A 26564-nucleotide genomic window follows, 5' to 3' on the forward strand; every position below is an offset into this window, starting at 1 on the left:
CCAAGCCAACTATACCGACTAATCAAGCAATCCATTGAAGCTTATTATTTGCGCTCAGGCATCAAAGCCCAGAGGAGAACGCCATGAACAGCATCGTCAGTATTCAGCCACGCGCCATCGTCCATCGCACTACCGGCAGAACTCGCGGGCCGATCACCCGACTGGTGAGCCCGGGCGATCTGGGTCAATTGTTGAAGCCTTTCGTGTTTCTCGATCGAATCTGCTTCACGTCCGAGCCGGGGAAAACGGGATTCGGCATGCACCCGCATTCGGGTATCGCTACGCTGACCTACATGATCGAAGGCGAACTCGCCTATGAAGACACCACCGGAAAATCCGGAGTACTGCTCAGCGGCGGTGTGGAATGGATGAGCGCCGGCAATGGCGTCTGGCATGACGCCCAGCCAGTAAACGGTTCGGCTGTGAGGGGCTTTCAGCTATGGGTCGCACTGCCCGCCGCGCAGGAAAATGGCCCGGCACAAAGTGTGTACCTGTCGGCAGCGCAGGTTGCGCAACAAGGCCCGGCAAACGTGCTGCTGGGACGCTATGGCAGCGCGAAAAGCAGCCTGCCAGCACCGGAAGGCATGAATTATCTGGCAGTACAGCTCAAGGATGGCGAGCACTGGCGCTACACACCACCCGCAGGCCATAGCGTGGGCTGGCTGGCAGTCAACACCGGACAGCTCGACGCAGGCGGTCCGGTCGGCGCGGGTGAACTGGTGATTTTCGAGGAATCGGATCGCCCCATCGACATCGTCGCCAAGGGTGATACCCACTTCGTACTGGGATCGGCAGTCAAGCACCCGCACGACCTGGTCACAGGCTACTACTCGGTACACACCAGCAAAGCCGCGCTGATTCAGGGCGAGCTGGAGATAGAACGCATCGGCGCACTGTTGCGCGAGGAAGGCAGGCTCTGACTGAGCAGCAGCCTTTAAAACAGCCCCACCCGAAAGCATTCAGGTGGGTTGCTCAATAGCTATTCCTCTAAGCAACACTATCGAGTTCGGCGAGCAATTCCGGCGCAATCACCAGCTCGCTGGCGGCAAGGTTTTCGCGCAAATGAGCGATGGATGAGGTGCCCGGAATCAGCAGAATATTGGGCGCACGTCGCAGCAACCAGGCCAGAGCAACACACAACGGCGAGGCATTCAGCCCAGCGGCTACTCGGCTCAGGGTTTCCGATTGCAGTGGTGAAAATCCGCCCATCGGGAAGAACGGGACATACGCAATGCCCTGCTCGCCCAGTTCTGCAATCAGCGGCTCGTCATGGCGATGCGAAAGGTTGTAGTGATTCTGCACGCAGACAATCTCGGCAATCCCCTGCGCCTGCCTGACTTGCCGGGCAGTGACGTTACTGACCCCGAGATGACGGATCAGACCCTGGCGCTGCAACTCGGCCAGCACCGTCAACGGTTCCTCGATCGAGGCTTCTGCGGGTGAATGCTGCTCGCCCCATGCCCGGAAGTTGACCACATCGAGCACCTCCAGCCCGAGGTTCTTCAGGTTGTCGTGAACCGCCGCGGTCAATTGCGCCGGGCTGGATGCAGGATTCCATGAAGCATCCGCGCCACGCACTGCGCCGACTTTGGTGACGATCAGCAAGTCATCCGCGTAAGGATGCAGCGCTTCGCGAATCAGCGTATTGGTGACATGCGGGCCGTAAAAGTCTGCGGTATCGATATGGTTGACCCCCAGGGCGAGGGCTTCACGCAATACCGCGATGGCGCCCTGCGGATCTTTTGCAGGACCGAACACGCCAGGCCCGGCCAGTTGCATCGCGCCATAGCCCATGCGGTTGACGCGATGGCTGCCCAACAGGAACGTACCTGCCTTGTTTGCATGATTCATTTCGTGCCCCTTGATTCGATATGTGTTCCTCACTATAGGCACTGAGCACTGTATTGATAATCATGCGTAATCGGCACAACCTGTACGCCTGAGCGAACACTGAACAGAGCAACGGGGCCACGACAATGACTACCGATATTCAGGACCTGCTGGCCTTCGTCGCCGTGGTCAATGCCAGAGGCTTTCGCGAGGCAGCGCGGCTCAGCGGCAAATCCGCCTCCGGCCTCAGCGACGCCATTCGCCGCATGGAAGCGCGGCTTGGGGTGCGGCTGCTGAATCGCACCACTCGCAGCGTGGCTCCGACAGAGGCTGGCGCCAGGCTTATGGAGCGTATTGTGCCCGCACTGGGCGAAGTGGAGTCGGCCCTGGATGTGGTCAATGACTTTCGCGATCGCCCGTCAGGCACTCTGAGGCTGAACGTTCCGGTCAGCGCCGCCAGGCTGGTGCTGCCTTCGATCATCACACCGTTCCTGCAGACCTACCCCGACATCCGCCTGGAGGTGGTCACCGAAGAAAGCTTCGTCGACATGCTTGCAGCCGGATGCGATGCCGGCATTCGCTACGACGAACGCCTGGAGCAGGACATGATCGCGGTGCCCATAGGCCCGAGGTTCCAGCGTTTTGCAACGGCTGCGTCACCGGCCTATCTGCAGGCCAGAGGACGCCCCGAGCACCCGCGAGATCTGCTCGCGCATGCCTGTCTGCGAGGAAAATTCCCCAGCGGGGTCATACCGCTGTGGGAATACGAGCGGGACGGCGATATCGTCAAGGTTGACCCCGCAGGCCCTCTCACCGTCAGGATAGGCGGAGCGTTCGATCTGACTGTACAGGCCGCCATCGACGGGTTGGGCGTTGTCCATCTGTTCGAGGACTGGCTACGCCCTCACCTGGACAGCGGCGCACTGGAACCGATACTCGAACCCTGGTGGCAGCGCTTCACCGGGCCGTATCTGTACTACCCGGGGCGCCGCTACCTGCCCTCGCCGCTGAGGGCTTTCATCGACTTTATCAATACGCCCTGAGCAGCAGGCGGCATCAGCTAATCGCCACAACCGGACCCACGCCACGACGCGCTGGCGCGGCCATGGCGAACAGCTCATCGACGCGTCTGACTTCATCCGCACTCGGTTTGATGGCAACGGCACAGGCAACGAAGATGCCCGCATTGAAAATCAGACCGACGATGCCACTGGTCAACGAGCCCAACGCCGGAATGTCATCCGGGTAGATCGTGGTCAGCACGATGGCGATCACGATCCCCACCAGCATGCCGGCAATCGCGCCCTGCTTGTTGCCATGACGACTGAAGACGCCGAAAAACAGCGGCACGGCCAACTGGATGATGCCCTGATAGGAAATCTGCGCCAGCAATTGCAGGCGGGCGTAGTCGAAGGTCAGGTAGGCCAGCAATGAGGCCGCCGCAATGAACACCACCATGCCGACCTTGGCGAGAATGGTCTTCTCGCGATCACTGCGTGGCTTGCTCCAGGTCGCCAGGTCATTGGCAAACTGCGTACCGCACACCTGCACGCAGCCGTCGACATGGCCGATACTGGCCGCCAGTACGATCATGATTGCTACGCCAAGCAGCCATGGCCCGCCGATATCGAACAACGACAGGAACCAGCCGTGTTGCGGATGAGCCGCGACATTGGGGTCCTGGCTGATTGCTGCGGCGAAGAGCATCAGAATGCCGTAGAAGCCGCCGACCAGCAGAATGGTCAGCAGCGTGCCCTTCTTTACCGAGCGCACGCCGCTGGCGGTATAGATGCGCTGAAAGCTCATCGGCCAGCACATCGAGCCGATCACGCCGGTAAAGATCAGGCTGAACATGTACATCGGGCCATAGGTACTGCCTGCTCCGCCGGGGATTACCAGCATGCTGGCGGGCAGCTGCGACAGGTTGCTGAACGAGGCCTGCGCGCCGAACAGCAGGAAGATGCACAGCGCAGCGCAAAGCACGTAGGCAATCAGTCCCTGATACATGTCAGTCATGATCAGGCCGCGCATGCCCATGCTCACCGTCCAGTACTGACGAATCAGGATCACCGCCACGCCGACCAACAGGCAGGTGATCACCCCCCAACGACCGAAGCTGGCGAACTGGAAAAGCGTCGCGAGGGCCTGAATCCCCATCACCACCCACGGGAATACCGAGATGATGCCGATGATCGAAGCAATGCGTTTGACCACGGGACTGTTGAAGCGCATGCCCAGCAAATCCGGTTGGGTGGTCAGGTTGAAGCGCTTGCCCCAGGTCCAGGCGCGATTGGCCATCAGGTACATCGCGGTCACGCCCAGCGTGGCGTAAACCATGCCGTAAAAGCCCAGCGCGCCACCGACCGACAAGGCGAAGAACGCCGTGAACGTTGCGCCCGGCCACCAGGAGTTGGTGTAGCACATGGCGATGAACCACGGCCCGTAAGAGCGACCGCCCACCGCGTAATCGGAAAAGCTCTCGCTCTTGCGGTTCGTCGCGTAAAGCACTGCAATCATGCCCGCCAGAAATACGCCGATCAGGCCGAAGGTGATGTAAAGATCCGAAACCATAGTGGTACTGATCATTGCCCGTCCCCCTCTTGTGGAATTTCACCCAGCAGCGACTCGACCACGTAGAGCATCCACAGGCCCAGCCCCATGAGCACCGCGATCAGAATCCAGTAGAAGATCGGCAGCGGAATGCCCAACACCAGCACGGCGCTGCCGCTGACCTTGAGGTAAAACGGCGGAAACAGCGCCATCATCAACAGCGCGAAGAAGTACAGGCCAAACACCAGATTCTTCAGGCGGCCGGGGGTAGAAAGGGACGGAACGTTACTCATGGAGTGCTCCTTGAATTTCAGGATCTGGCTATGGATAAGTGATCGGATAAAACTCAAGCAGTGAAAGAAACACGCGGTTACCCGCTACTTTTTTATTATTGAAATACGTGTCTTACGTGTTCGAAGGCGCGCCGGACGAGATCGACTCAGACCTGCCGCAGCCAGGTTTCCCATTGCGAATCATTGATGATGCTGCGCGCGCGCATGTGCTTCCAGGTGCCGTACTTGTAGAAGTCGAAGTCCAGTTGCGACACCGCGTGCTGCACCATCGCCCAGGTCGACCATTTGATGTCGGCCAAGGCTTTGTTGAGCTTGATCCGCGCTACGGTTTGCGCGCTGACCTGGCCGAAGTAATCCTCGATCAGCGCCAGCTCCATGTCGTCGCTGAAAAACATCTCGCCAAACCACAGCGCCAATTCGTAATGGCGGTCGTTGTTGGAGGCATACTCGAAATCCACCAGACGAATCTGGCGATCCGCGTTGAGCATGAAGTTGCCTGCCAGCGTGTCGTTCATGCACGGCGCAAGATCGATCCCGGAAGCTTGCAGCGCCGCTTTCGCGCGCTGGTATTGCAGGCACAACCAATCGTCATCCTGAGGCTTGATGCCCTTCAGTTCAGCCACCTGGCTCTGATGCTCGGCGATCATGTCGAATACGGTCTTGGTCTGTTGCAGCAACGGTTGATCGTTGAATGCCTTGAGCCCGTGCAGGGCACTGTGGCGTATGTCGCGCTGCAGAAAGTCATGGTTGGACGACGCCCGCCAGCCCTCCATGAACTCGAACACCTCGACACCAAAGGCTTCGAGGAAGGCGAAAACCGGTGCGCCATAACCGGTTTGCGCAGCCTTCACACTGGCCTCGTGGGCGGTGTGACGGTCGATGAACATCTCTGTGCCGACGCCTGGCACCTTGAAGAAGTACGCCGTGTCGGCGCCCTCGACCTCGACCCGCCAATTAGTGTTGGAGATGCCGCCACTGACAGGCTCGTAGCCAACGCGGCGGCCCTGCCAGCTGTCGATGCTGCGCACGGCGGCTTCCAGTTGTCGCTCCTGGGTACTGACCGACTGCCCTAACGTTTTCATGCTCTACCCTCCTGAACCTGACGCATCCAGCCTTCCAGCCGCGGGTCCTGAACGCATTGTCGGCAACGCAACAGCGTCCATTGCCCGACCTTGGAAAACTCCAGTGGCCGCGAGGACGTGGTACCGGCCCAAAGCCCCCACAGGGTCCAGTACCAGTCGTTGATCAGCGCATACAGACGGCACACCGCGTAGTCGATTTCCAGGCATTGCCCGGCCCACGTGCTGATCCCCTCGCGCCACTGACGCTCGAACGAATAAAGCTCATTGAGGGTAATCGCCACGTCGTACCACGGATCCATGCAGCCACCGTAGTCAAAATCCACCAGACGCAACTGGCCTTCGCTGGACACCATGACGTTGCTGGACACACCGTCGCCGTGCAGCGGAGCCGCTTGCACGGATCGGCTCTGCAGCGCCTGCCAGGCCATGTCGACGCAACGGTCGATCCATTGATGCTCGGCAGGTAGCGCAACGTTATCGTGCTCGCACAGTGTGCGCAGGCGCTGGATATCCGCCATCGGCGAGCGCACCACATCAGGCACAGGTCCGGCATGCACCTGCCGTTTGAGTGCCCACAGCGCTTGAAGCCGGCCGGGTGCGAGCAGATCGTCGAGCCGCGCAGCTCGCCAGTCGACACCCAGGTCCTCGAAGATCAGCACGCCATTGGCCTGGTCTGCGCCAAGCAGGCGCGGTGCCGCCGCGCTACGGCCGGCAGATTCGCTGGCCTGGGCTACGTTATCGAAATCGATCAGTGGCGCCATGTCGGCATGCAGAACCTTGGCGTAGCAACCGCCCTGCGCGCTGCTGACCCGAAAGCCGGCCCACTCGGTCGACAATCTCGAAGGCGAGGCCACGCCCTGCGTCACGTTCTCGATCTCGGCGTCTGCCGCGAACCCGCAAGATGCCAATGCGCTGCGCAGGCGTGTGGTCAAGTCGTCGGCATATGACATGGTCAGCCCCTCAACCAAATGACGCGGATGAGGTGCAAGCCCGATGCAGCAGACCGGTCAGCATGCGTAAACCGTTGTGCATGTCCTGATCGCTGGTGTATTCGGCCTCGTTATGGGAAACGCCATTGCTGCTGGGGATGAACAGCAGGCACACGGGATAGCGCCTGTTCAGACTGATCGCGTCGTGACCGGCCACGGTCATGCTGTCGGTGGTCGACAAACCCAGCTCGGCGCCTACGCCGTACGCCAATGCAGCGAACCCGTCATGCAGCCTGGCAGGTGAGCGCAGCACGCTGCTTTCCACTTCATACGATGTCATGGTCTTGTCGGCGATCGCACGCAGCGTTGCATCCAGGCGTTCCGAGGCAGCACTCAGCAGATCGACATCGCGGGAGCGGTACTCGATCAGCAGCGAAACGCGCGAAGGCACCACGTTGGGCGAATTGGGGTAGACCTCGATCCGCCCTACCGAGCTGTGCATCTGCACGCCGTGCTGCAAGGCCTCGTCATGCACCGCAGTGATGGTGTGTGCGGCGGCCAGCAACGCATCCCGACGGGCAGGCATGGGTGTAGGGCCCGTGTGATTCTGCTCGCCGTCGAAACGCACTCGCCGCTTCAGGGCGGCCCAGGTCTCGCGCACCACGCCGATGGCGGTCTGGCTGCTTTCCAGGCCTGCGCCCTGCTCGACATGAATTTCGACATACCCGGCAATGTTCAAATCAACCCGGTCGTTGCCAAGATAACCGATGGCCTGCAGGGCGTCCTTGAGACGGATGCCGTCGCCATCGCGGCTTTCCCAGGCGTCGTCCAGCGTCAAGGCACCGGTGAACACACTACTGCCGATCAGGCTCGGCTGAAAGCGCGCGCCCTCTTCGTTGGTCCAATTGACCACTGCCAGATTGCAGCGCGGGACTTCGCCACGCTCAAGCAATTGTCGCACCAGGCTGGACACCGCCACGGCACCGGCAAGCACGCCGTACACGCCATCGAAACGCCCGGCACTCGGCTGGCTGTCCAGGTGTGAACCGCAGAGCAGATAAGGCGCGTCGGGATCAAAGATCATGAGGCCGAACAGGTTGCCCACCGCGTCGATGCGTACTTCGAAGCCGTGCGCTTCGAGCCAGTCCCGAAACAGGTCACGTACCTGACCGTCTTCAGCCGAGGCCGCCAGCCGATGCAGGCCTCCGGCTGGAGTCGCACCGATGGCCGAGCTTTGCCGAAACACTGCTTCGAACGCTGCCAGATCAGTTGCGCTCGGCTCGATCAGCTCAGGAATAGAGGGTGTCGACATGATCTTTCTCCAGGCGTGTCGCAAACTCGTCGGAAAGCGCGCGATTGGTGACCAACGTCGTGATCGCGGCAAATGGCAGGGTATTGATAAAGGTGCGATGACCGAACTTGCCATCGTCGGCCAGCACCACACTGCGCGTGCAATGCCTGACCAGCGTCCTGCGCAACATGGCTTCCGGCTCCTGGTAATCCATCAGGCCGAAGTCCAGATCAATGCCGCCGATGCCCATGAAGGCAATGTCGTAGTGAAACTGCCGGGCGAACTCCAGTGTATGGGGGCCGATCAAGGCGTTGTCGGTGCGCCGCACATCGCCGGGCGCAACCAGAACCTGATTGTCGCTCTGGTGCGATATCAGCTGAGCGATGTCCAGCGAGTTGGTGATGATCTTCAACTGACTGAACCGGGTCAGCTGCTGGGCCAGCGCCAGCGTCGAGGTACCGGTGTCGAGGAAGATGGCCATGCCTTCGCTGACCAGCTGCGCAGCACACACGGCGATGCCTGCCTTGGCGCGAGGCTTGAGTCTGCTGCGCTCCTGCAACGGCAATTCTTCGCTGGACCTGGGCAGAATGGCGCCGCCGTGGATGCGCCTTAACCTGCCCTCTTCCTCCAGATGCTTGAAGTCGCGGCGGATGGTCTCTTCGGAGACGAACAGCAATTGTGCAAGGTCCGACGCCTTGACCCGCTGCTGTTGAACGAGCAGGCGCATGATTTCGTCCAGACGCGGCTGATTGAGCATGGGGGTGACATTCCGTTGCAAAGTGATGACTCCAGTGTTCGGCCCCTTGGGCCGCTGATCCGTGTGTGAGAGCGACATGTCTATTGCCCCGAAACCGGTGGCAGGTGCTGATCCCAGGGCGCAATGGCCTCTACCGCGGCACAGAACTGCAGCACCTGGGCATCGGCAAAGCGTGGGCCGACGACCTGCAAACCGATCGGCAGTCCTGCGTCGCTCCGCCCACAAGGCAAATTGGCGGCCGGGTTGCCAGTGATGTTGAAAGGGTAAGTGAACGGCGTCCAGCGCGCCCACGGCACAGCGCCGTCCTGCCCGGCATAGCCCACAGGGGCTACATCGTCTGCGGCAAACGGCAGAATCGGCAGGGTGGGCATGAGCAGCAGATCGTAATCGTCAAACAATGCATGCACCTGATTGGCGAACGCCGCACGCTGTTGCAGGGCCTGCAGATAATCACTCAGGCTGTACTGGGCAGATCGCCTGATCAGATCGGCAAAGCCCGGATCGAGCTGGTCCAGCTTCTGCGCAAGCGCCTTGCCATAGGCGATACCGCGCCCGGCGACCCACAAGGTTTCGAAGGTCGCCAGCGGGTCCTGCCAATCCGGCTTGAGCGTGCTGACCATAACGGGTAGCGACCTGGCGATATTACCCACGGCGGCGTCAACCGCTGCGGCGACTTGCGCATCGACCTGGGTGTCGAACAGCGTCGGGCAGAAGCCGATGCGTAAGGGTTGCAGCGGCTGGTCGCAACGGGCCAGAAAGGACTCGTCGGGGGCTGGCAGCGCCTGATGATCGAGTGGATCGGGGCCCGACAGAATGTCGAACAACAACGCGCTGTCGCGCACGCTTCGGGTGATCGGCCCGGCATGACTGAGCATTTCGGTGGCCGACCAGGGCCAGGTGGGAATACGCCCCAATGTGCCCTTGAGGGCAAATGCGCCACAGAACGAGCCCGGTATGCGTACCGAGCCGCCGCCGTCCGAGCCCAGGGCCGCAGGAACCATGCGCGCCGACACGGCAATGGCCGAACCGGAGCTGGAGCCGCCGCTGGTGAGGCTCGGGGCCCACGGGTTGCGTCCGTTGCCGAACACCCGCGACGTACTGGCGCCCGTCCAGCCGAACTCGGTGGTCGCGGTCTTGCCGAGAATAATCGCGCCAGCGTTTTTGAGGCGACGGATGATGGGTGCGTCCTGAACCGGCACCGACTCCAGCGCAGTCAACGACCCCCGCGTGGTGCGCAACCCGGCAGTGGAAAAGAGATCCTTGATGCCAAAGGGTATGCCGTGCAGCGGCCCGCGTATCTCACCGCGCTGCAGTTCGGCTGTCATGCCTGCGGCCTGTTCAAGCGCCGCCTCGGCATATACATCACCGAATGCATTCAGTGTGGAATTGTGGGTTTCAATCGCTGCAAGGCATAACTCGGTCAAGTGTATCGGCGTCAGGCCCCCTTCGCGGACACGCGTGGCAGCCTCGATCACGGTAGGCATGGAAGATGGCTTGGACTCAATCAAAGCAGATACCTCTCAGACACTTATGCGCAACGCACGGCACCAACGACTGTCGGCGCATTACATTCAGCAGGCTCTGAGGAGTCAAGTGGGTTTTGTTGGATATATTGAATTTGTGGTTTTAAATTTTGTAACAGCACCGTCGCGGTGCCAAAAAACGCGCAAAACGCCGCATCGCACAATTGCGGTGCGCGATTAAAACCAGAAAAGAAAGGGGGAAGTCGGCCAGAAAAGACTGCGCCTGTCAGCGGCGCAGTCCTGTCATTGCGATCGGTCTTTCAGGTCAGCGATCAGACCGCCAGATCGTGAGCATGGAACTCGGTGACGCCAACCAGCTGGATTTCAAAGTCCGCATGCAGGTCAGCGTTGACGTTGCCGGACAGCACATGATCAGCAAAACGCAGCTGGCCAGCGCCGGTGAACTCGCCGCTGCCGATGAAGCTGAAAGCATCAAGCGCTTTGGTGTCCACGTTGGCATCCATCTTCAGGAAGCTCAGTTTGTCACCTTGCTGGCTATTGAAGTCGGTGATCACGTCGCTGTTGTGGCCTTTGCCCATTTCCGACAGGTTATTGAACACGAAACGGTCAGCGCCGCTACCGCCAGTCATGATATCGGCGCCCTGACCGCCCACCAGTTTGTCATTGCCCGCGCCGCCGAACAGAACGTTGTCCGCATCATTGCCGGTCAGGGTGTTGTCGCGATCATTGCCCAATACGGTGAACGCGCCCTCGCCTTTGAGGTGAACATTCTCGAAGTTCGCCAACGTCCCGGCATTGAGGTTGATGACCTGTGCGATAGCGGAGGTATTGTCGTAGGTGATCTTCAGCGTATCGACGCCCTGATCGGCCTTTTCCTGAACCAGGTCCAGTTCGCCTGCCTGATCGATGACGTAGGTATCGTTGCCCAGCCCGCCGATCATGGTATCCAGACCGCCGCGGCCATTGAGCACGTTATCCAGTTCGTTGCCGATCAGCGTGTCATTGAAAGCGGAACCTATGGCGTTTTCAATGTGCGCCCCGTAGGCGATCGCCAGACCGGAATTCATCGACGTCGGTGCATCAGGGTTCGCGTTGTAATCGAGAAACGCCTTGCCGATGGTGCTGAACTCACCCTCGTTGAGGTTGATTTTCACCGATGCTTCCTGATTGCTGGCATCAATGGTGTCTTTGCCGCCAGCGTCCCAGATGGTCTCGAATACCGACTGCCCAGGTGCCCATTTGTAGATGTCGTCGCCAGTGTGATAGTGGGTGTTGGCACCGTATATAAACTGCATGGCCGCGACATCGAGCAACATCGGTGTGGTGGGCTTGAAGCTGTAATTGTTGGTGTAGCTCATGATGGTGTAACGCGCATCTTCGAATTTGGCATCGAGCAGAACGTCGTTGTACTGCGAGGCTTCGAACGAATGCTTCAAGCCCAGTGCATGACCGGTTTCATGCATGAACGTGAGGTAATCATCCGTGCCCTTGGCAGGATCGGCCGCGTTGACGTTCGGCCCGATCCAGACATCGCCGGAGCGGCCCAGTGTACCCGGCGCATAAGCCTGGCCAAACTCGGTGCCTTGCAGGCCCTTGAAGCCGCCGAAACGGATGTCTCCGACATTATCGGGTGTGTCCTGAACCTCGGTGAACTTGATATCAGCCACCGCACTCCAGGCATCCAGTGCGCTTTTTGCGGCTGCCGCCTGGGCATCGGTCAGCGAATAGGCATCACCAGGCTCCTGCGAGCGACTGTAGTCAGTGGCGTAGACGGAGTCGGCCCGATGAAAACTGTAAGTCAGATGGGTACCGGACGAGTCCCCGAGCCAGAATGGCCCCCATAACAGGCTGGTGACTCGGTCGTCAGTAGCTCCGTCGGGCAGAAGTTCGGCAGGGCTTGATTCATTTGGGCCGGGCATTGGCGTTGCTCCAGAAGAATACGGGACGTTATTAATGGGCTCACGATCTTTGCCAAGGCAAAAACCGGACGACAGTTTATTACACAGCACGCATAATATGGACACAATAAGTTACAGATACAGCACTAAAAAGGGCCAGTTCGTTACTCTCGGCACCTGCCAACTTCTTATGTCGAGCGAACTTTAACGTTTATTACAGGCGTCATTTAATGGCGTGCCGTTATATAGATTGTTCGAACCGGCGACGGCAGTAAGAAGTGACTGTTCCGAGGGTGTTCAAACACGGCAGTGACGCCCTTCCACTGCGCAGGATTTCTTCACTGTGAGTCGAGCGAGCAGGCTGAATAAAGGGGACATCGTGCAAACCTGTGCACGCCGAGCTGATTTATGCGGCGTATACCTTGCTGCGCTCTATGGATCATAGGCATCATAAGACCCAATTTCATCCGATCGCGGTGCGCCCCATGACCCACCACCCTGCGCCACTTCCCGCCAGCGAGGAAGAACGTGTCCTGTCCCTTGAGCATCTCAAGATACTGGACAGTGCTCCCGAGCAAGACTTCGACGACATTGTGCTGCTCGCCACAACACTGTGCGACGCGCCCATTGCGCTGGTCTCGCTGGTTGACCGAGAGCGCCAGTGGTTCAAGGCCTGCATCGGCCTGGACGTGCAGGAGACGCACCGCGACCTGGCATTCTGCGCCCACGCCATCCTGCAGCCTTCCGATGTGCTGGTGGTTGAAGACGCGACCACCGATCCTCGCTTCAGAGAGAGCCCGCTGGTGCTCGGGCCTCCTTACATCCGCTTTTATGCAGGTGCGCCGATTCGTACCGAGGCCGGTCATGCAATGGGCACCGTCTGCGTGATCGATATCTGGCCGCGTGTACTGAGCGAACAGCAACGTCGTGCCCTGCTCGCACTGGCGCGGCAAACCGCAGCCCTGATGCAATACCGCCTGGTCTCGGAACAACGTGACCAGCACGCCGCCGAGCTGGCGCTGGGGCTCGAAAGCTCCCAGAGCCAAAGCCTGGCGCTGGAGCGCAATTTGCGTCAGTCGCAACGGGTGTCCTCACTGGGCATGCTCACAGCGAGCATCGCTCATGACTTCAACAACCTGCTTCAGGCTCTGAGCGCCAGCTTGCAACTGATCCGCATGCGCTCACGCCGCCCGACCGATGTAGAGACGCTCAGCGATACCGGGCTACGAGCAGTGGATCACGGTCGCCAATTGGTAACTCGCCTGCTCAACAGCGTTCGCCAGGACGGCCCCGAACTGATCTGCATCGATGTCAGCGAACGGATCGATGCTGCGCGTGATCTTCTGTTGCGTTCGGCGGGCGACACGCTGGACCTGTCATTCGACCTATCCGCCCGAGGCTGGGGCGTGTTGTGCGCCGAAGCGCAATTGCATACCACCTTATTGAATCTCCTGAGTAATGCGCGTGATGCAATTTCAGGCCCCGGCAAGGTCCATATCTCGACCCGGCTGGAGTCCGTCAAGGACGACCCGCAATTCCCGGAAGGCGATTATCTGGTACTCAGCGTGAAAGATAACGGTCCTGGCATGACCGCCGAGCTCAAGGAGCAGATGTTCGAACCCTTCTTCACAACCCGAAGTTCGGACCCGGGTGCCGGGCTTGGCCTTGTTCAGGTGCAGGAGTTTGCGGTAAATGCCGGCGGAGGCGCACGCGTCGAAACAGCACTTGGAAGCGGCACTACCGTGCATCTCTACTTGAGAATACTGGGCCCGATCAGTGCAACGAATGCACCAGCTCATATAACCGAACAATAACAACGGCTCATCGCCAGCGAGGCGTGGTGACTTCAGATACCCGTTAAATAAAAATGGCCGAACATTCACTGTTCGGCTTTTTTATTTTCTAACCCGCTTCATCCTGTCGCCGGGGGTTTCAAGGCCAATGGCGTCGTATGACCGCGTTGACTACTGGCTCCGCGTCAACCTGTAGCGCTATCTCGATCGCAGCCGAACCCGAACCTTGCGTGCATAAAAGCGTATACATAGCAGTGCTCCTTGCCAGGTGCTGCAGGCTCACTCCGCGCAGTCATACTGACGGAGGAGCGAACAAATGGGCGTGCATGAAATCAATGAAGACTCGCAGGCGCAGCGAAAGATGCTTGCTGGACGGCCAGAGCAATCTGAACGTTCCGGTATGCACCGTGTAGTCATCCAGGACAGGTATCAGCTCGCCGTTGCGAATGGCCGATAAAATCATGAAGTCCGGCAGACAGGCAATTCCCAACCCGGCCCGCGCGACGTCCACCAGAATCTCGGTGGTATTACACACCATGGCCTGGGGTAACTCGAGATCGTCGACGCCTGCCTCACGGCGCAGCGGCCAGTGTTCAAACCTTCCAGTGGAAGGAAACTTGTGCAACAGGCAGGCGTGCTGACTCAGGTCCCCAGGATGCCGGGGTATACCGTGCCGGGCAAAATAGTCCGGAGCGCCGACAACGCGCAATTGGAAACTGCCCATCCGCTTCGACATCAGCCCCGAGTCACCGGGATCGCCGGTGCGTAACACGATATCGAAGCCCTCCTCGATGATATCGACCATGCGGTCGGAGAAATCGATGTCCAGTTCGATATCGGGATAGGTACGCATGAAGTCGATGATCACCGGCATCACCAGTCCGCTGACCAATGGCAAACTGATCCGCAACCTGCCCTTGGGCAAGTCTCTGGCATTGCTCAACTCCATTTCCGCCGCTTCCAGCTCCGACAGAATCCGCCGGCAACGCTCCAGAAATATCGAGCCTTCCAGCGTCAGGGCGATACTGCGCGTACTGCGATGAAAAAGGCGGACGCCGAGGCTCTCCTCCAGACGGCCAATACTCTTGCCGATCCCCGACGAAGAGATGCCCAGGCGTTTTCCGGCCTGGGTAAAACTCCGCGTTTCAGTAACCAGAACGAACACGGCGATGCTTCCGAGCGATTCCAATACCCACTCCTATTCAGGACAACCCTGTCCTATACGTTCGGAACATAAGCCTGTTTTTGTTTGCGGGCGCAACCCCTAATCTCGCGGCAGGGCGATCGCTCTTGGATAAACGCGTGCACCACGGCAAAACCCGAGCACGCTTCACAGGGACATTGCACATGACCACACCACACAGGGTTCAAACACAGCCCACTGCGGGACGATGGGGGCAACTGCTCGCCGCTTGCCTGACCGGCATTCTGATCCCGTTATGCTTCACGGGCCCTGCCGTGGTTCTGCCGTCGATAAACCAGGCACTGGGCGGATCAGCCGTCGAGCTGACATGGGTCATCAACGCCTACATCCTGACCTACGGCAGCGCGATGATGGCCGCCGGGAGCCTGACGGATATCTACGGCAGAAAACGCGTCTGGTTGATCGGTCTGGCGATATTCGTGCTCTCCACTTTCGCCATTCCGGCAGCCTCCTCCGTCGTCCAGATCGACCTGCTCAGACTGGTGCAAGGCTTGGGTGGCGCGGCAGCGTTCGCCGGGGCGATGTCGTCGCTTGCCCAGACCTTTCATGGCGCCGAGCGCACCCGAGTCTTCAGCCTGCTGGGCACCACCTTCGGTATAGGTCTGGCCTTCGGCCCTCTCGCAGCCGGCTCGCTGGTGGATTCGGCAGGCTGGAAATGGTCATTCCATGCGACTGCACTCATCGGCGTCGCGGGGTTCCTGCTGGTGCTGTTCAGCGCCACCGAGTCAAAGGATCCCGACGCAACAGGTATGGACTGGCCGGGCGCAATCAGTTTTACCGCAGCATTGACCCTGTTCACTTATGCCATTCTGCTCGCCCCTGAAGAGGGTTGGACCGATCCATTGGTGATGGGTGGCATCATCGGCTCACTGCTGCTGTTCTGGGTATTCATTGCGGTGGAGCGGCGCGTCGCCCGCCCCATGCTGGACCTCTCGTTGTTCAAGAGCGCGCGCTTTGTCGGCGTGCAGATTCTTGCAGCCACTCCCGCATTTTTCTTCGTCGTGCTGATCATCATGCTGCCAGCACGCTTCATTGGTATCGACGGCCTCAGCGCCCTTGAAACCGGGCAGATGATGACTGCCCTGGCGGCGCCCCTGCTGATCGTGCCGCTGCTTGCCGCGCAGCTGGCACGTCGTTTCACGTCAGGACTGCTGTCCGGCGTCGGGCTGCTGCTGGTGGCGGCCGGCCTGTTATGGCTGGCGCTGGCACTGGACAGTGGCGCGATCAGGACAGCGTTGCTGCCGATGGCCTTGATCGGTATCGGTATCGGCCTGCCCTGGGGGCTGATGGACGGCATGGCGATCAGTGTCGTTGAAAAAGAACGCGCCGGCATGGCCACCGGCATCTTCAACGCGGTGCGCGTTTCGGCAGACGGGATCGCTATCGCAATCGCCGGCGCCCTGCTTGCAACGTTCATTCAATGGGGGCTTTTCGACGCACTCAAGGGTGTCTCACCTGAGGTGGTCACCGAAGCGGCCAACCGCGCTGCCCTGGGCGATCTGCACAATGCGACAAGTCTTCTGTCCGGTCAGGCAGCGTTTCTGCACCAACAGTACGTCAGTGCCTTCCGCAATCTGCTGTTCATTCTAAGCGCCGCCACCGTGCTGACGGCCGTGGCGGTCTTTGCGCTGCTTGGTCGCGTACGCGCTCATGAAGAACCGCCCATAGAGCCCTCCGATACGCTTGAACTGGCGGGCGAAACCAAGTGAGTCCCTATGAAATACCAGGCGCAAAGCGGCATCCAGCCTTTGCAAAAGTGTTCGCGCCGGGTCATCTCACGTTCGGGTTGATCGCGCCGCTGGAGGGCTACCCCGACTCCGCAGCGCCGACCATGAAAGACCATCTGGCACTCGCCATTCAGGCCGACAAGGCCGGTTTCGCCGCGCTGTGGCTGCGCGACGTACCGCTTCTCGATCCGGGGTTTGGCGACGCCGGTCAAGTGTTCGACCCTTTTGTCTACGCCGCGCTGCTGTCTGCCGTCACCCGGCAAATCTGCATCGGCACGGCAGGTATCATATTGACGTTGCGCAATCCGCTGATGGTTGCCAAACAGGCGTGCAGCGTGGACGTGTTGCTTGAGGGGCGCTTCCTGCTGGGTTTGTCGACGGGGGACAGGCCCGGGGAATATCCCGCGTTCGGCGAGCAGTTCGACACCCGTGCAGAACGCTTCAGAGACGGCGTCGAACTGCTGCACGCGGTGACCGAGCAGTCTTTTCCAGTGTTCAGATCGCGCCATTACGGACAACTCAATGGCGCGCTGGATCTACTGCCGAAACCGGTTTTCGGGCGGCTGCCGATGCTTGCCATCGGCCGCTGTCAGCAGGACATCAAATGGCTGGCCAATCACATGGATGGCTGGATATGGCATCAGAGCGGCTTCGACACCTTGCCTGAAGTGATCAATCATTGGCGCAGTGCCAATGAGCAAAGGCACTTCAAGCCCTACGGCTATGCGACGTTCTTCGATCTGGACGAGAACAAGGACGCGCCGATGAAAGTCGGCCGCGGAATCAGTACCGGGCGCAACGCCCTCATCGCCCTGTGGCAGCGTCAGCGCGAACAGGGTGTTTCGCATGTTGCGCTGAACCTCAAGCCCCTGAGGCGCCCGGCCACAGAAGTGTTACAAGAGCTGGAAGAGTATGTGCTGCCGTACTTCCCGACCCGCCGGGGTGATCATGCCTGACCGACTACTTGGTCGGCTCGGCCACCGCAGGTTCAGGATTTAGCAAGGACGAACGATCCAACTACCGACCTGGGAGGTCACGATGCGCGCTGAAAAATCCTATCCGATAAAAACCAACCCGATGCGCAGCAGCCCGAACAAGATACAGCTGGGTGTTTTCTCCACCAATACCGAGGGTGGCTGCACCGTCACCAATGCGCCTGAACGCCTGCGCGGAGACGATTGGGCTGGCAACCTGGAAATCGCGCGGATTGCCGACGATGCGGGGTTTGAGGCCTTCATACCGGTAGGCCGCTGGAAAGGTTTCGGCGGTACCAACAATACTGGCGGTGTCTGTTTCGAAACCTATACCTGGGCTGCCGGGATTGCAGCGCTGACCAGTCAGATCGCGGTCTTCACCACCTCGCACCTGCCCACCGTGCACCCGCTGTTCGCGGCCAAACAAGCGGTAACCATCGACCACATCAGCGGCGGGCGCTTCGGGCTGAATATCCTCTGCGGCTGGTATGGCGCGGAAATGCGCATGTTCAGCGGCCACATGATGGAGCACGACAAACGCTACGACTACGCGGAAGAGTGGTTGCACATTGCAAAAAATGCCTGGGAGCAGCAGACCCCGTTCGACTTCAAAGGCGAGTATTTCAACATCTGCGGCGCAATCTCGCAGCCACAACCCTTGAATAAACCCTACCTGATCAATGCCGGAGGGTCGCCGCGCGGCAAACTATTCTGTGCAGAACATTGCGACGCCGCGTTCCTGATCGTCAAACATCTGGACGGCGAACAAGCGGTGCGTGAGCAGATTGCATCCTACAAGGACCTGGCGAAACAGAAGTTCGGCCGTGACATAAAGATATGGTGTTATGGCTACGTGGTGCAGAAGGACACGCAAGAGGAAGCAGACGCTTACCTGGACTATTACGCCAACCAGGTGGGTGACGATGAGGGCTGCGACATCATTACCGGCGAGCTGGGTATCCAGACCGGCATTTTCACCCCCGAAGACGCCGTGCGTTTCCGTTTCCACTTCAAGGCCGGATTCGCCGGGGTGCCACTGGTAGGCACACCCGAGAAGATCGTGGAGCTGTTCAGGAAGTATTCTGACTGGGGGATCGACGGCATTGCCCTGACGTGGCTCGATTACCACGAGGGTATAAAGGACTTCGTGAGAGAAACACTGCCACTGATGGAAGACGCGGGCCTGCGTGAATCCAGAGTGGTGGAGGCGATTACTTCGAAGGTGTCCGCAGAAGTAGCCTGATGGCCAGGCCGCCCTGGCAGTGCTGGCCAGGGCGGCCTTATCCGAACAGCTTAAAGGGCCAACATGCGTTGCGGATTCAACAGAGTCACCTCGATGCGGCGCTCGCCGCTCAAGCCGAACGCGTCGAACCACTGCCCGCTCAGCGACAGCCACTCGTGGACATCGATCTGGCTGGTCTGCCCCAGGTCCGAGCTGTAGACCACATTGCCGACATGGCTCAACACATCGCTGAAATCCTGCCGGTCCTGATAGCCCAGCAAGTACGTCAGTGCGGTCTGCTCGATGTAGACCGATGGCTCTGTGCCGATCAGCGCAAGCTCGGCCGCGTCTAGACCGGTCAACGGATTGGCAGGCTGATTGAGCATCAACCTTGGCACACCGATCCGTAGCGCTTCGTCGATCAGCGTCCTGACTTCATCGGCATCGGCATGCCCGGTCGAGATCACCAGCGGATAGTCACGCGCCATTCTCAGAATATCCAGCGCCTGTGGCGTGAGGCGGCCGCTCTCCGATGTCACTCTGGCAGGCTTGATGGGCTTGTCCCGCAACAGCGGATGGCTCAGGTTGCGGGCCAGCGTGCTGGCATGCGTTCTGCCGGTCACGGTTGGCAAATGAACCATGAAACGCCCCGGCTCATCGCCACGCACACAGAGGCTGCGCTCGACCACACGATAGTCGATGCCGCCGGCAATCTCGTTCAGCACCACCGAGCCGCTGACCGGAAAACCCTGATCGCGCGCTTCCCACGCCTGGGCTGCCGTACACCCCAGATGATTCTTCAGCACCACCCTGCCCTGCGCCCGCGCGTAGCACCTGCCCGCCTCGATCGCACCATGACGACGAATGAACGCGTCAGGATTGGCGTGGTAATGCACATCGATGAAGTTCAGCGCGTCGACCTGGCTCATTGCACGCACTCCTGGCGGGTCATCAGGAACGCGTCGATGCTGTCCAGCACCTGCTGCAAGTCATCCGCCAGCGGACGCATCCCGCCACCCTCTACGCACAACGAGCGTTGCCTCTGGCCACTGGTACGCAGCACATGGCGCGCACCCACCAATTGCGACTTTTCGCCGAACACGCTCAACACGCGCCCCTGGTAATCGAGCAGGCATTCACTGACATCCACACCAGCCAGCAACCGGAAACCCACTGTCAGGCGCTGCCCCTGCATCGAAAGCGTCGCGTGACTCTCGTGGCCGGCTGGGTCCGCTCGTTCATGGACCTGCCCGTCAGGCAATACCAGATTGTCCAACAGATGCCTGGCTTGCTCGACATGCCCCTGTTCGGCCAGGTCCGCCATATGTCCCAGCCTGGCATCGAGTAACCCGTCGGCCTTGGCCGGGGAAGACAGCAGCAGCAAAGCAGGTGTCGACTGCAGAAATGAAGTGCGTGCCAGTGCCTGCACCAATGCACCACCCAGGGCAACGCCGACCAGTACATCCGGCACACCCCACGGCTCGAGCGCGCAGGCCCAGCGCTCGGTAAAGGCACCAAAGTCCTCGTCTGGTACGACAGGTAGCGACAGGGAATCAAACACCGTGACCTGAAAACCGGCCGCGGTGAAATGCTCGATCAGCGGTTGGGCAAAACCACCTTCGTCCCAGACCGGCATCACCGGTGACAGAATAAAGACGCGCGAATGCCCGGCACCAAAGGTCCGGAAGGTCATGCAATGACTCATGGCTTTTGCTCCTGCAAAAAGAACAAGACCCGCCTTGTCGAGCGGGTCCGGTCGTTGCTCCATCGTGAGGGTTCCATCGTGACGGTCAGCGGGCCGTGCGAAGGCGTTCGACACTGGCGGCATACCCGCGCAAGGTCGACTCGACAATCAGTTGTGCGGGCAGCACCTCCTTGATCAGGTCCGCGACTTCGCCTGCCCAGATGGCCCGGATACTGACATCGTCGGCTGCCAGCGCGGCTTCATAGTCCAGGCGCAACTTACCGGCTGACGCAGCGAAAGCCTGCTCCTCACCCACCCAACTAGCGGAAAAGTCATTGCCGATCACGCGCCCGCTGTAGCCCTCGGGCCAATCGATGCCGCGCACCTGATCGAAGATCCGGGTTCGCACCGTATCGCTCGCGACCGCCTGCAGCAGTCGTTGTTTTACCCGTTCGGAAGGCAGTGCCTCCTGCGAAGCCAGAAAGCGCGTGCCCATCATCACGCCGTCCATGCCAAGCGCCAGCGCAGCAGCCATGCCACGCCCGTCGGCGATGCCGCCGGCACCGATCAGCACGACATGCTCACCCACAGCGTCGCGGACCGCCGGGAACAGCGGCAATGAAGCGCGGCGCAAACTGTGACCACCCGCCTCGGCACCTTGCACGATCAGCGCATCGGCACCGGCGTCCAGCGCTTCAAGCGCCTGGTCGACGTCATGCACCTGAACGATGACTTTGGCATTGGCCTGATGGATGGGCCTGACGAAAGGACGTACATCACCAAACGACAGGGCAACCACCGCCGGACGATACTCCAGCGCCAGAAGAAGCAATTCGAACTGTTTGGCCACGGTAAACATGACCAGGCCTACGCCCCAAGGTTGCTGCACCTCTCGCATCATCTCCAGTTCACGCGCCATCCATTGCGGGTCGCCGTAACTGGCACCCACCAGGCCAAGGCCACCGGCACGGGAAACCGCAGCCGCCAGACGCCCACCGGAAGCGCCGCCCATGGGCGCCAGAATCAGCGGGTGGTCAATGCCCAGAAGTGAGGTCAGTGCTGTATTGATCGTGGTCATCGCATAATCCCTGTGCAAATCCGAGTGAATATCAGACGAAGGCGGCCTGTGCGCCGCCCTCTTCTGCCGGTAGTGGCTCAGCCGGCCTTCTGAAGGCAATTTCAGGGGTGATGTACTCGGCCACGTTGTACAGGTGATATTCCCAAGTGCCGGTTTCTTTCAACCGGGAGTAGCGCAACAGAAACTCTGCGTCGGTAAACAGCGACTCGAACTGGCTGCGATCGCTCCATTGCGCCTGATTGATAACGGTCTTGCCGTCGATGCTTCTCATCAATCGGCTCCATTTGAAGGCACTGTAAGTGCGTGCCACGTAACTGACCGTCTCTTCAAGAATCTGAATGGCCAGATCCTGAGCCCCCTCATTTACCTGTACGACATTGATCAGATAAACCGCGTTGTCATCGGTGACGGATTGAGCGTCGAACAATTCCATTTTCATCATCATTTCCATTCAAGTGGGAAGGCAGATCAGTTCACGCCTGCGAAGGCATCGCGACGCTGATTTTTTCAGCGTCAGTCAGCCAGGGCTGGTCGTAGCGATAGGTGCTGCGGGCTTTTTCCAGCGTCCAGCCAGCCGATATGGCTTCGATGATGCGGCGTTCTGTCTGCTCGACCGCCTGGGCACGGCGTACGACCTCGGCGGCCAGTTGCTGGGGAATCACAACGCACCCGCTGCCATCACACACCAGAAGGTCGCCGGGCCGGACCGTCACGCCATCGATGAGCAGAGGCACTTGTACAGCCTGGAGTTGAGCGCGGTTCTTTGCCGACTGCATGAAACGTCCACGACTGAACAATGGGTAGCTGCACTCGATGACCGTATCGATATCGCGCGCCACGCCATCGATCACAGTGCCCTTGATACCATTGGCCAACGCGAAGTGGGTCATGATGTCGCCCCATACCGTGCAGTCCTGGCGTCCGTTGTTTGAGGAAACAATCACCGCACCGGCCGGTACATGATCGATATAGTTGGCAGCCCCCTTGAATAGCGCAGAGGCATCGACCGGCTCGTACTGCACGGTAAACGCGATGCCCACGCAACGAGTGCCAGGTACTTGCGAGGCAATACCCGAAAGCCCGCCGTCGATCCCCAGGCTGTCCAGCGCGTCAGACAAGGACGCAGTGTCGAGATGTTCACATGCCTCCAGCACGGCTTGCGCAATGGGTACAGCTTCAAAGTGCGCTGACATGACGTTCTCCCTGTGCTGCAACCTGTTCGTTGCCATACCCGAACGTGCGGGACTGCAACTCGATGCACTGTTGAACGATCGCTTCGCCCACCTGAGCCGTGGTATGGGAACCGCCAAGGTCATACGTGCGTGTGGATGTGCGAGAAACCAGGCTGACGGCCTGGCTGATACACGCCGACTCGGCCGGGAACCCCAAATGCTCCAGCATCAGTGCGATGGCCATGAACATCGCGCCGGGGTTGGCCTTGTTCAACCCCGCATGGGCAGGCGCGCTGCCGTGTACCGGTTCGAAATAAGCCCCTGAATTGCCGAAGTTGCCACTGGGCGCAAACCCCAGACCTCCCATGACTCCGGCGCCGAGATCGGAAAGAATATCGCCGAACATGTTCTCGGCAACGATCACCCCGAAGCGCTCGGGACGTTGCACCATCCACAGGGCAACCGCATCGACATTCTCGATGACCCCGGTCACGTCCGGATACCGCTGAGCTGTTGCTTCGAAGATGCCCCGTGCAAAGGCGCTGCTGTGCCGCAGGACCATGGGTTTGTCGACAAACGTGACCCGCGTGAAGTGGTTTTTGCGGGCGTACTCGAAGGCGTATTCGAAAATACGCGTCAGGCCACTTCGCGTCTGCAGGCGCAACGTCACCGTCGCATCATCCTGCCCTTCTCGCTGCCACGCCGCGCCAAGGGCTTCCCGCTCTTCGAGCAGGGGCACCAGTGCATCCGGGATACAACCGAAGTCCAGCCCCGCATAAAGCCCTTCGGTGTTTTCCCTGATCACGACAAAGCGAAATCTGTTTTCGCCGGTCATGTCAGTGACCGGGCGGACATTGGCGTACAAGTCAAGATTCTGCCTGAGCTGAATGACCGGGCTGACATAGCGGCGGTTCTGGCCCTGAAGCGCCAGTGGCAACTCTGCTTCGGCCTCTGCCAGAGGTTTGCTGGTGATTGCGCCAAGCAATGTCGCGTCGCAACTGGCCATGATCTCCCAGGTCCGGGCCGGAACGGTTTCCCCCTCGGCCCTCCAGCATTCCCAACCGATGTCCGCCGCAATCAGATCGAACGGCAGGTTCAACGCCGCGATTACCGGAAGTGCCGCCTCCATGACCTCAATGCCGATTCCGTCACCGGGCAAGACACAGATGCGCTTTCTAAGCACTTGAATGGTCATAGCGCGACTCCCTTGACGCCATTCGGCAAGCCGGTGGCGATGGTCGACAACACCGCTCGCGGCGCAAGACGCGCCACCTTGTCCTGCTGATGCATCACCTCGATCGCTCGGTACTCGGAGGTCAACTGAAAGCGCTCGAGGGTGTCGCGCACGCGTTGACTGCTGTCATAGGGGAAGTTGTAAGTGCCCAGAATGACATCCATCAGCGGGCTGGGCATATTGTTGTGCGGTACCGCGCGGGCCGTGGCTTCCGACAGTTCCATCACTTTCACCAGGTCATAACCATGACTGACGCCCGTACGCTCCAGGTAGGCAACCAGCATACTCAGGTGAAGATTGCCGGCCCCTTTGCCCATGCCGCATATGGACGTGTCGATGTATTCAGCGCCGGCTTCTATAGCGGCCGCTGCATTCGCCAGCGCCAACGACAGATTGTTATGCGCGTGAAAGCCCAGCGGCACCAACAGCCGGCTTGAGAGACGACTGAACAGTCGGTCTACATCGGCTGGCAACATGTGGCCATTGGAATCCGCACAGCAAACGATATCTGCGCCGGCCCCCTCCGCGCGCACTGCCGTATCAAGCACGCTGCCTGGCGTCTGCGAGGTGACATGCGTCACATTGGCGCTGACACTGAAGCCGTGATCGCGAGCCAGCGACAAGGTCACAAGCCCCTCATCCAGTTGATCGCGCCTCAAACAGACGCGGATCATCGAAACGCCCTGCTCCTTGAGCATGGCGAAGTCATCCGTGGTGATGTTTCTGGGGTGAACCATGACGGCCAGTTCGATACGGCCGTTGGCCGCCTGCGCAATCTTTTCAATGAAGCCTGCGCCTACATCACTGGTCAGACCGTGCTCGCCTTTCGGGGCGAAGGATCCTTTGCAATAACCAATTTCGCAGAGGTCGACACCCGCACTGGCCAAGCCAGCGACCACTATCTGCGCCTGATCTTCTGTGAAGTTGAAGTTGTTCCGATAACCACCATCACGCAATGTAACGTCGAGAATTTTTACGTCGGCCATGAGAATCTCCGGCTGTCCTTAGGGTGTCACCAGGGTGCTTGAGATGATCTTGCCACTGCTTGAGTTTTTATAATTATCCAACAGCGCGCCATCTAACAAACCTTGCCGAGCCGACACCTTAACGTCTCGGAGTTACGAGTCATGAACTGCTCCACTCGACATTGATCCTCGTCAAAACAGCCGAACTTGTAAACTGTCGATATTTGATGAGGGGATGGGAATTTTTTCACCACACGACTGTTTTGCCGACAACATAACCAGCGCGAACTCAGCCCTGGCTAGCGATAACAGCTTTCCACATAATTCATGGCAGCCTGGATGGAAGCCACCGCGCGCAAGTCTTCATGCACGCCGAGCCAGACATCGACTTCCAGCGGAGCCGACAACTCCACCCGGCACAGACGATCATTGCCCTCTACGGCAAAACTGGGCAGTAACGCGATGCCCACACCGGTTTCGGCAGCACGAATTTGCAACTCCACCGTTTTGGCCTCCAGCACAAAGGGCCGATCACCGACGATATCCCTCAGCCAACCATTCTGATTGTCACTCATCAGTTCATTGTCATAAGCAATAAACTCATAATGCTCCGGAGGGCGTTGCTCCAGATAAAAACGTGCGCAATAAAATGAAAAGGAAGCCGTGCCAATGCGCCGCGCGACAATGCCGCTTTCAACAGGTTTGGAAAACCGTATACACAGGTCAGACTGGCAACTGGATAACGACGAATACTGGTGATCGCCCAACAAGCGCAACATAATGCCGGGATGCATCGCCCGAAATGCCCCCAATTGTGGCACCAGCTTCTCGACCGCCACCGACGGCGGCGCACTGATGGTCACTTCCACACCCTGCACCACCTGAGCCGCAACCGCGAGACGGCCAACGGCCTGGGTCTGCGCCTCGATCTGTCGCCCGATCGCCGCCACACGCCGTCCCTCATCAGTCAGTTCATACAAACGCTTGCGACGGTCGACAAGCTTTACATTCAGAGACCTTTCCAGCGAAGCGATACGGCGCGAAACAGTGGCGTGCTCCACACCCAGCATCCTTGCAGCGCCACTCAGGGAACTGACCGTGGAAAACATTACGAAGTAACGCAGGTCCTCCCAGTCAAAACAGATCCTGGGTTTTCTGAACAGGTTGTTAACATCGAAGGTAGCCGATCCATCCACTGGAGTCATTGTCATTCAAGCCTTATCCTTATGCGGTTCGTGCGAATAGGTAGTTCTGTTATGTTTTAAACCGAGCATTGGCAGGTGCGTAGAACGATAAGGATAAGGCTGACAACTTCCTCAGGCCCGGACAGCGAGCGGGTGCCGCTGGGTAGTTTAGTTTATTGAGGGGTGGGTATTGCGGAGTGGGGTTCGGATGAT

General features: G+C 59.5%; 24 protein-coding genes. 6 read left to right on the plus strand and 18 right to left on the minus strand.

All coding sequences use genetic code 11. From position 1 onward, the window contains the following. Positions 1–83: 83 nt before the first annotated feature. Positions 84–920 (plus strand): pirin family protein, encoded by an 837-nt coding sequence (locus tag V476_RS00175; protein ID WP_024665008.1) that lies wholly within the window; start codon positions 84–86, stop codon positions 918–920. 67 nt (positions 921–987) lie between these two features. Here V476_RS00175 and V476_RS00180 read toward each other — a convergent pair whose 3' ends face one another. Further along, positions 988–1851 carry an aldo/keto reductase family oxidoreductase gene (locus tag V476_RS00180; RefSeq protein WP_003422982.1) on the minus strand — a complete coding sequence of 288 codons (864 nt, stop codon included), beginning with the start codon at positions 1849–1851 and terminating at the stop codon, positions 988–990. 125 nt (positions 1852–1976) lie between these two features. On the opposite strand from V476_RS00180, the gene V476_RS00185 reads away from it, so the two are divergent. Next, positions 1977–2873 (plus strand): LysR family transcriptional regulator, encoded by an 897-nt coding sequence (locus V476_RS00185; RefSeq protein ID WP_024662342.1) that lies wholly within the window; start codon positions 1977–1979, stop codon positions 2871–2873. A 13-nt stretch (positions 2874–2886) separates the two neighbouring features. Here the strand turns inward: V476_RS00185 and V476_RS00190 are convergent, their stop codons facing one another. From V476_RS00190 to V476_RS00225, 8 genes are all read right to left on the minus strand, one after another. Then, on the minus strand, positions 2887–4416 hold the full coding sequence (locus tag V476_RS00190; RefSeq protein ID WP_024959885.1) for a sodium:solute symporter family protein: 1530 nt from the start codon (positions 4414–4416) through the stop codon (positions 2887–2889). Continuing rightward, entirely contained in the window at positions 4413–4673 is a 261-nt protein-coding gene (locus tag V476_RS00195) for a hypothetical protein (RefSeq protein WP_003315392.1), read from the minus strand. The genes V476_RS00190 and V476_RS00195 overlap by 4 nt, the downstream gene beginning before the upstream one ends. Positions 4674–4819: 146 nt before the next feature. Next, positions 4820–5755, minus strand: coding sequence for a choline/ethanolamine kinase--aminoglycoside phosphotransferase (locus V476_RS00200; RefSeq protein WP_003315393.1), 936 nt, complete (start codon positions 5753–5755; stop codon positions 4820–4822). Then, positions 5752–6705: a phosphotransferase family protein gene (locus tag V476_RS00205; protein WP_024959884.1), complete on the minus strand. Its 954-nt coding sequence runs from the start codon at positions 6703–6705 to the stop codon at positions 5752–5754. The genes V476_RS00200 and V476_RS00205 overlap by 4 nt, the downstream gene beginning before the upstream one ends. Positions 6706–6715: 10 nt before the next feature. After that, positions 6716–7996: a M20 family metallo-hydrolase gene (locus V476_RS00210; RefSeq protein ID WP_024959883.1), complete on the minus strand. Its 1281-nt coding sequence runs from the start codon at positions 7994–7996 to the stop codon at positions 6716–6718. Further along, a complete protein-coding gene (locus V476_RS00215; RefSeq protein ID WP_003341982.1) occupies positions 7974–8732 on the minus strand; it encodes a DeoR/GlpR family DNA-binding transcription regulator in 759 nt (252 codons plus the stop codon). Before V476_RS00215 ends, V476_RS00210 begins: the two co-directional genes overlap by 23 nt. A gap of 80 nt (positions 8733–8812) precedes the next feature. Further along, a complete protein-coding gene (locus tag V476_RS00220) occupies positions 8813–10216 on the minus strand; it encodes an amidase (RefSeq protein WP_024959882.1) in 1404 nt (467 codons plus the stop codon). Between the two features lie 311 nt (positions 10217–10527). Further along, the gene (locus tag V476_RS00225) at positions 10528–12135 is read right to left on the minus strand and encodes a M10 family metallopeptidase (RefSeq protein ID WP_024959881.1); all 1608 of its coding nucleotides are present in this window, start codon (positions 12133–12135) and stop codon (positions 10528–10530) included. Positions 12136–12599: 464 nt separating this feature from the next. On the opposite strand from V476_RS00225, the gene V476_RS00230 reads away from it, so the two are divergent. After that, positions 12600–13928, plus strand: a complete 1329-nt coding sequence (locus V476_RS00230) for a sensor histidine kinase (protein ID WP_024959880.1) — start codon at positions 12600–12602, stop codon at positions 13926–13928. A gap of 271 nt (positions 13929–14199) precedes the next feature. On the opposite strand, the gene V476_RS00235 is transcribed toward V476_RS00230, so the two are convergent. Next, positions 14200–15096, minus strand: coding sequence for a LysR family transcriptional regulator (locus tag V476_RS00235; RefSeq protein ID WP_024959879.1), 897 nt, complete (start codon positions 15094–15096; stop codon positions 14200–14202). A gap of 158 nt (positions 15097–15254) precedes the next feature. On the opposite strand from V476_RS00235, the gene V476_RS00240 reads away from it, so the two are divergent. From V476_RS00240 to V476_RS00250, 3 genes are all read left to right on the plus strand, one after another. Next, positions 15255–16820, plus strand: a complete 1566-nt coding sequence (locus tag V476_RS00240; protein WP_024959878.1) for an MFS transporter — start codon at positions 15255–15257, stop codon at positions 16818–16820. Continuing rightward, positions 16817–17794, plus strand: a complete 978-nt coding sequence (locus V476_RS00245; RefSeq protein ID WP_016568376.1) for an LLM class oxidoreductase — start codon at positions 16817–16819, stop codon at positions 17792–17794. The genes V476_RS00240 and V476_RS00245 overlap by 4 nt, the downstream gene beginning before the upstream one ends. Before the next feature lie 82 nt (positions 17795–17876). Then, positions 17877–19055 carry an LLM class flavin-dependent oxidoreductase gene (locus V476_RS00250; RefSeq protein ID WP_017279613.1) on the plus strand — a complete coding sequence of 393 codons (1179 nt, stop codon included), beginning with the start codon at positions 17877–17879 and terminating at the stop codon, positions 19053–19055. 50 nt (positions 19056–19105) lie between these two features. Here the strand turns inward: V476_RS00250 and V476_RS00255 are convergent, their stop codons facing one another. The 8 genes from V476_RS00255 to V476_RS00290 all read right to left on the minus strand — a co-directional run bounded on the left by V476_RS00255 (position 19106) and on the right by V476_RS00290 (position 26378). Then, on the minus strand, positions 19106–19963 hold the full coding sequence (locus V476_RS00255; RefSeq protein WP_024959877.1) for a DUF6282 family protein: 858 nt from the start codon (positions 19961–19963) through the stop codon (positions 19106–19108). Beyond that, a complete protein-coding gene (locus tag V476_RS00260; protein WP_024959876.1) occupies positions 19960–20739 on the minus strand; it encodes a hypothetical protein in 780 nt (259 codons plus the stop codon). Before V476_RS00260 ends, V476_RS00255 begins: the two co-directional genes overlap by 4 nt. A gap of 85 nt (positions 20740–20824) precedes the next feature. After that, positions 20825–21796 (minus strand): NAD(P)H-dependent flavin oxidoreductase, encoded by a 972-nt coding sequence (locus V476_RS00265; RefSeq protein WP_024959875.1) that lies wholly within the window; start codon positions 21794–21796, stop codon positions 20825–20827. Between the two features lie 31 nt (positions 21797–21827). Continuing rightward, positions 21828–22235 carry an antibiotic biosynthesis monooxygenase gene (locus V476_RS00270; RefSeq protein ID WP_024959874.1) on the minus strand — a complete coding sequence of 136 codons (408 nt, stop codon included), beginning with the start codon at positions 22233–22235 and terminating at the stop codon, positions 21828–21830. Positions 22236–22269: 34 nt separating this feature from the next. After that, on the minus strand, positions 22270–22989 hold the full coding sequence (locus V476_RS00275; protein ID WP_024959873.1) for an RraA family protein: 720 nt from the start codon (positions 22987–22989) through the stop codon (positions 22270–22272). Next, positions 22973–24163 carry an isocitrate/isopropylmalate dehydrogenase family protein gene (locus V476_RS00280; protein ID WP_003422999.1) on the minus strand — a complete coding sequence of 397 codons (1191 nt, stop codon included), beginning with the start codon at positions 24161–24163 and terminating at the stop codon, positions 22973–22975. The genes V476_RS00275 and V476_RS00280 overlap by 17 nt, the downstream gene beginning before the upstream one ends. Beyond that, positions 24160–25188 (minus strand): beta/alpha barrel domain-containing protein, encoded by a 1029-nt coding sequence (locus V476_RS00285; protein ID WP_024959872.1) that lies wholly within the window; start codon positions 25186–25188, stop codon positions 24160–24162. The genes V476_RS00280 and V476_RS00285 overlap by 4 nt, the downstream gene beginning before the upstream one ends. A 278-nt stretch (positions 25189–25466) precedes the next feature. Next, positions 25467–26378 carry a LysR family transcriptional regulator gene (locus tag V476_RS00290; protein ID WP_080278489.1) on the minus strand — a complete coding sequence of 304 codons (912 nt, stop codon included), beginning with the start codon at positions 26376–26378 and terminating at the stop codon, positions 25467–25469. Between the last annotated feature and the right edge of the window lie 186 nt (positions 26379–26564).

Origin of the sequence: Pseudomonas syringae KCTC 12500, assembly GCF_000507185.2 — a bacterium.
GTDB lineage: Bacteria > Pseudomonadota > Gammaproteobacteria > Pseudomonadales > Pseudomonadaceae > Aquipseudomonas > Aquipseudomonas syringae.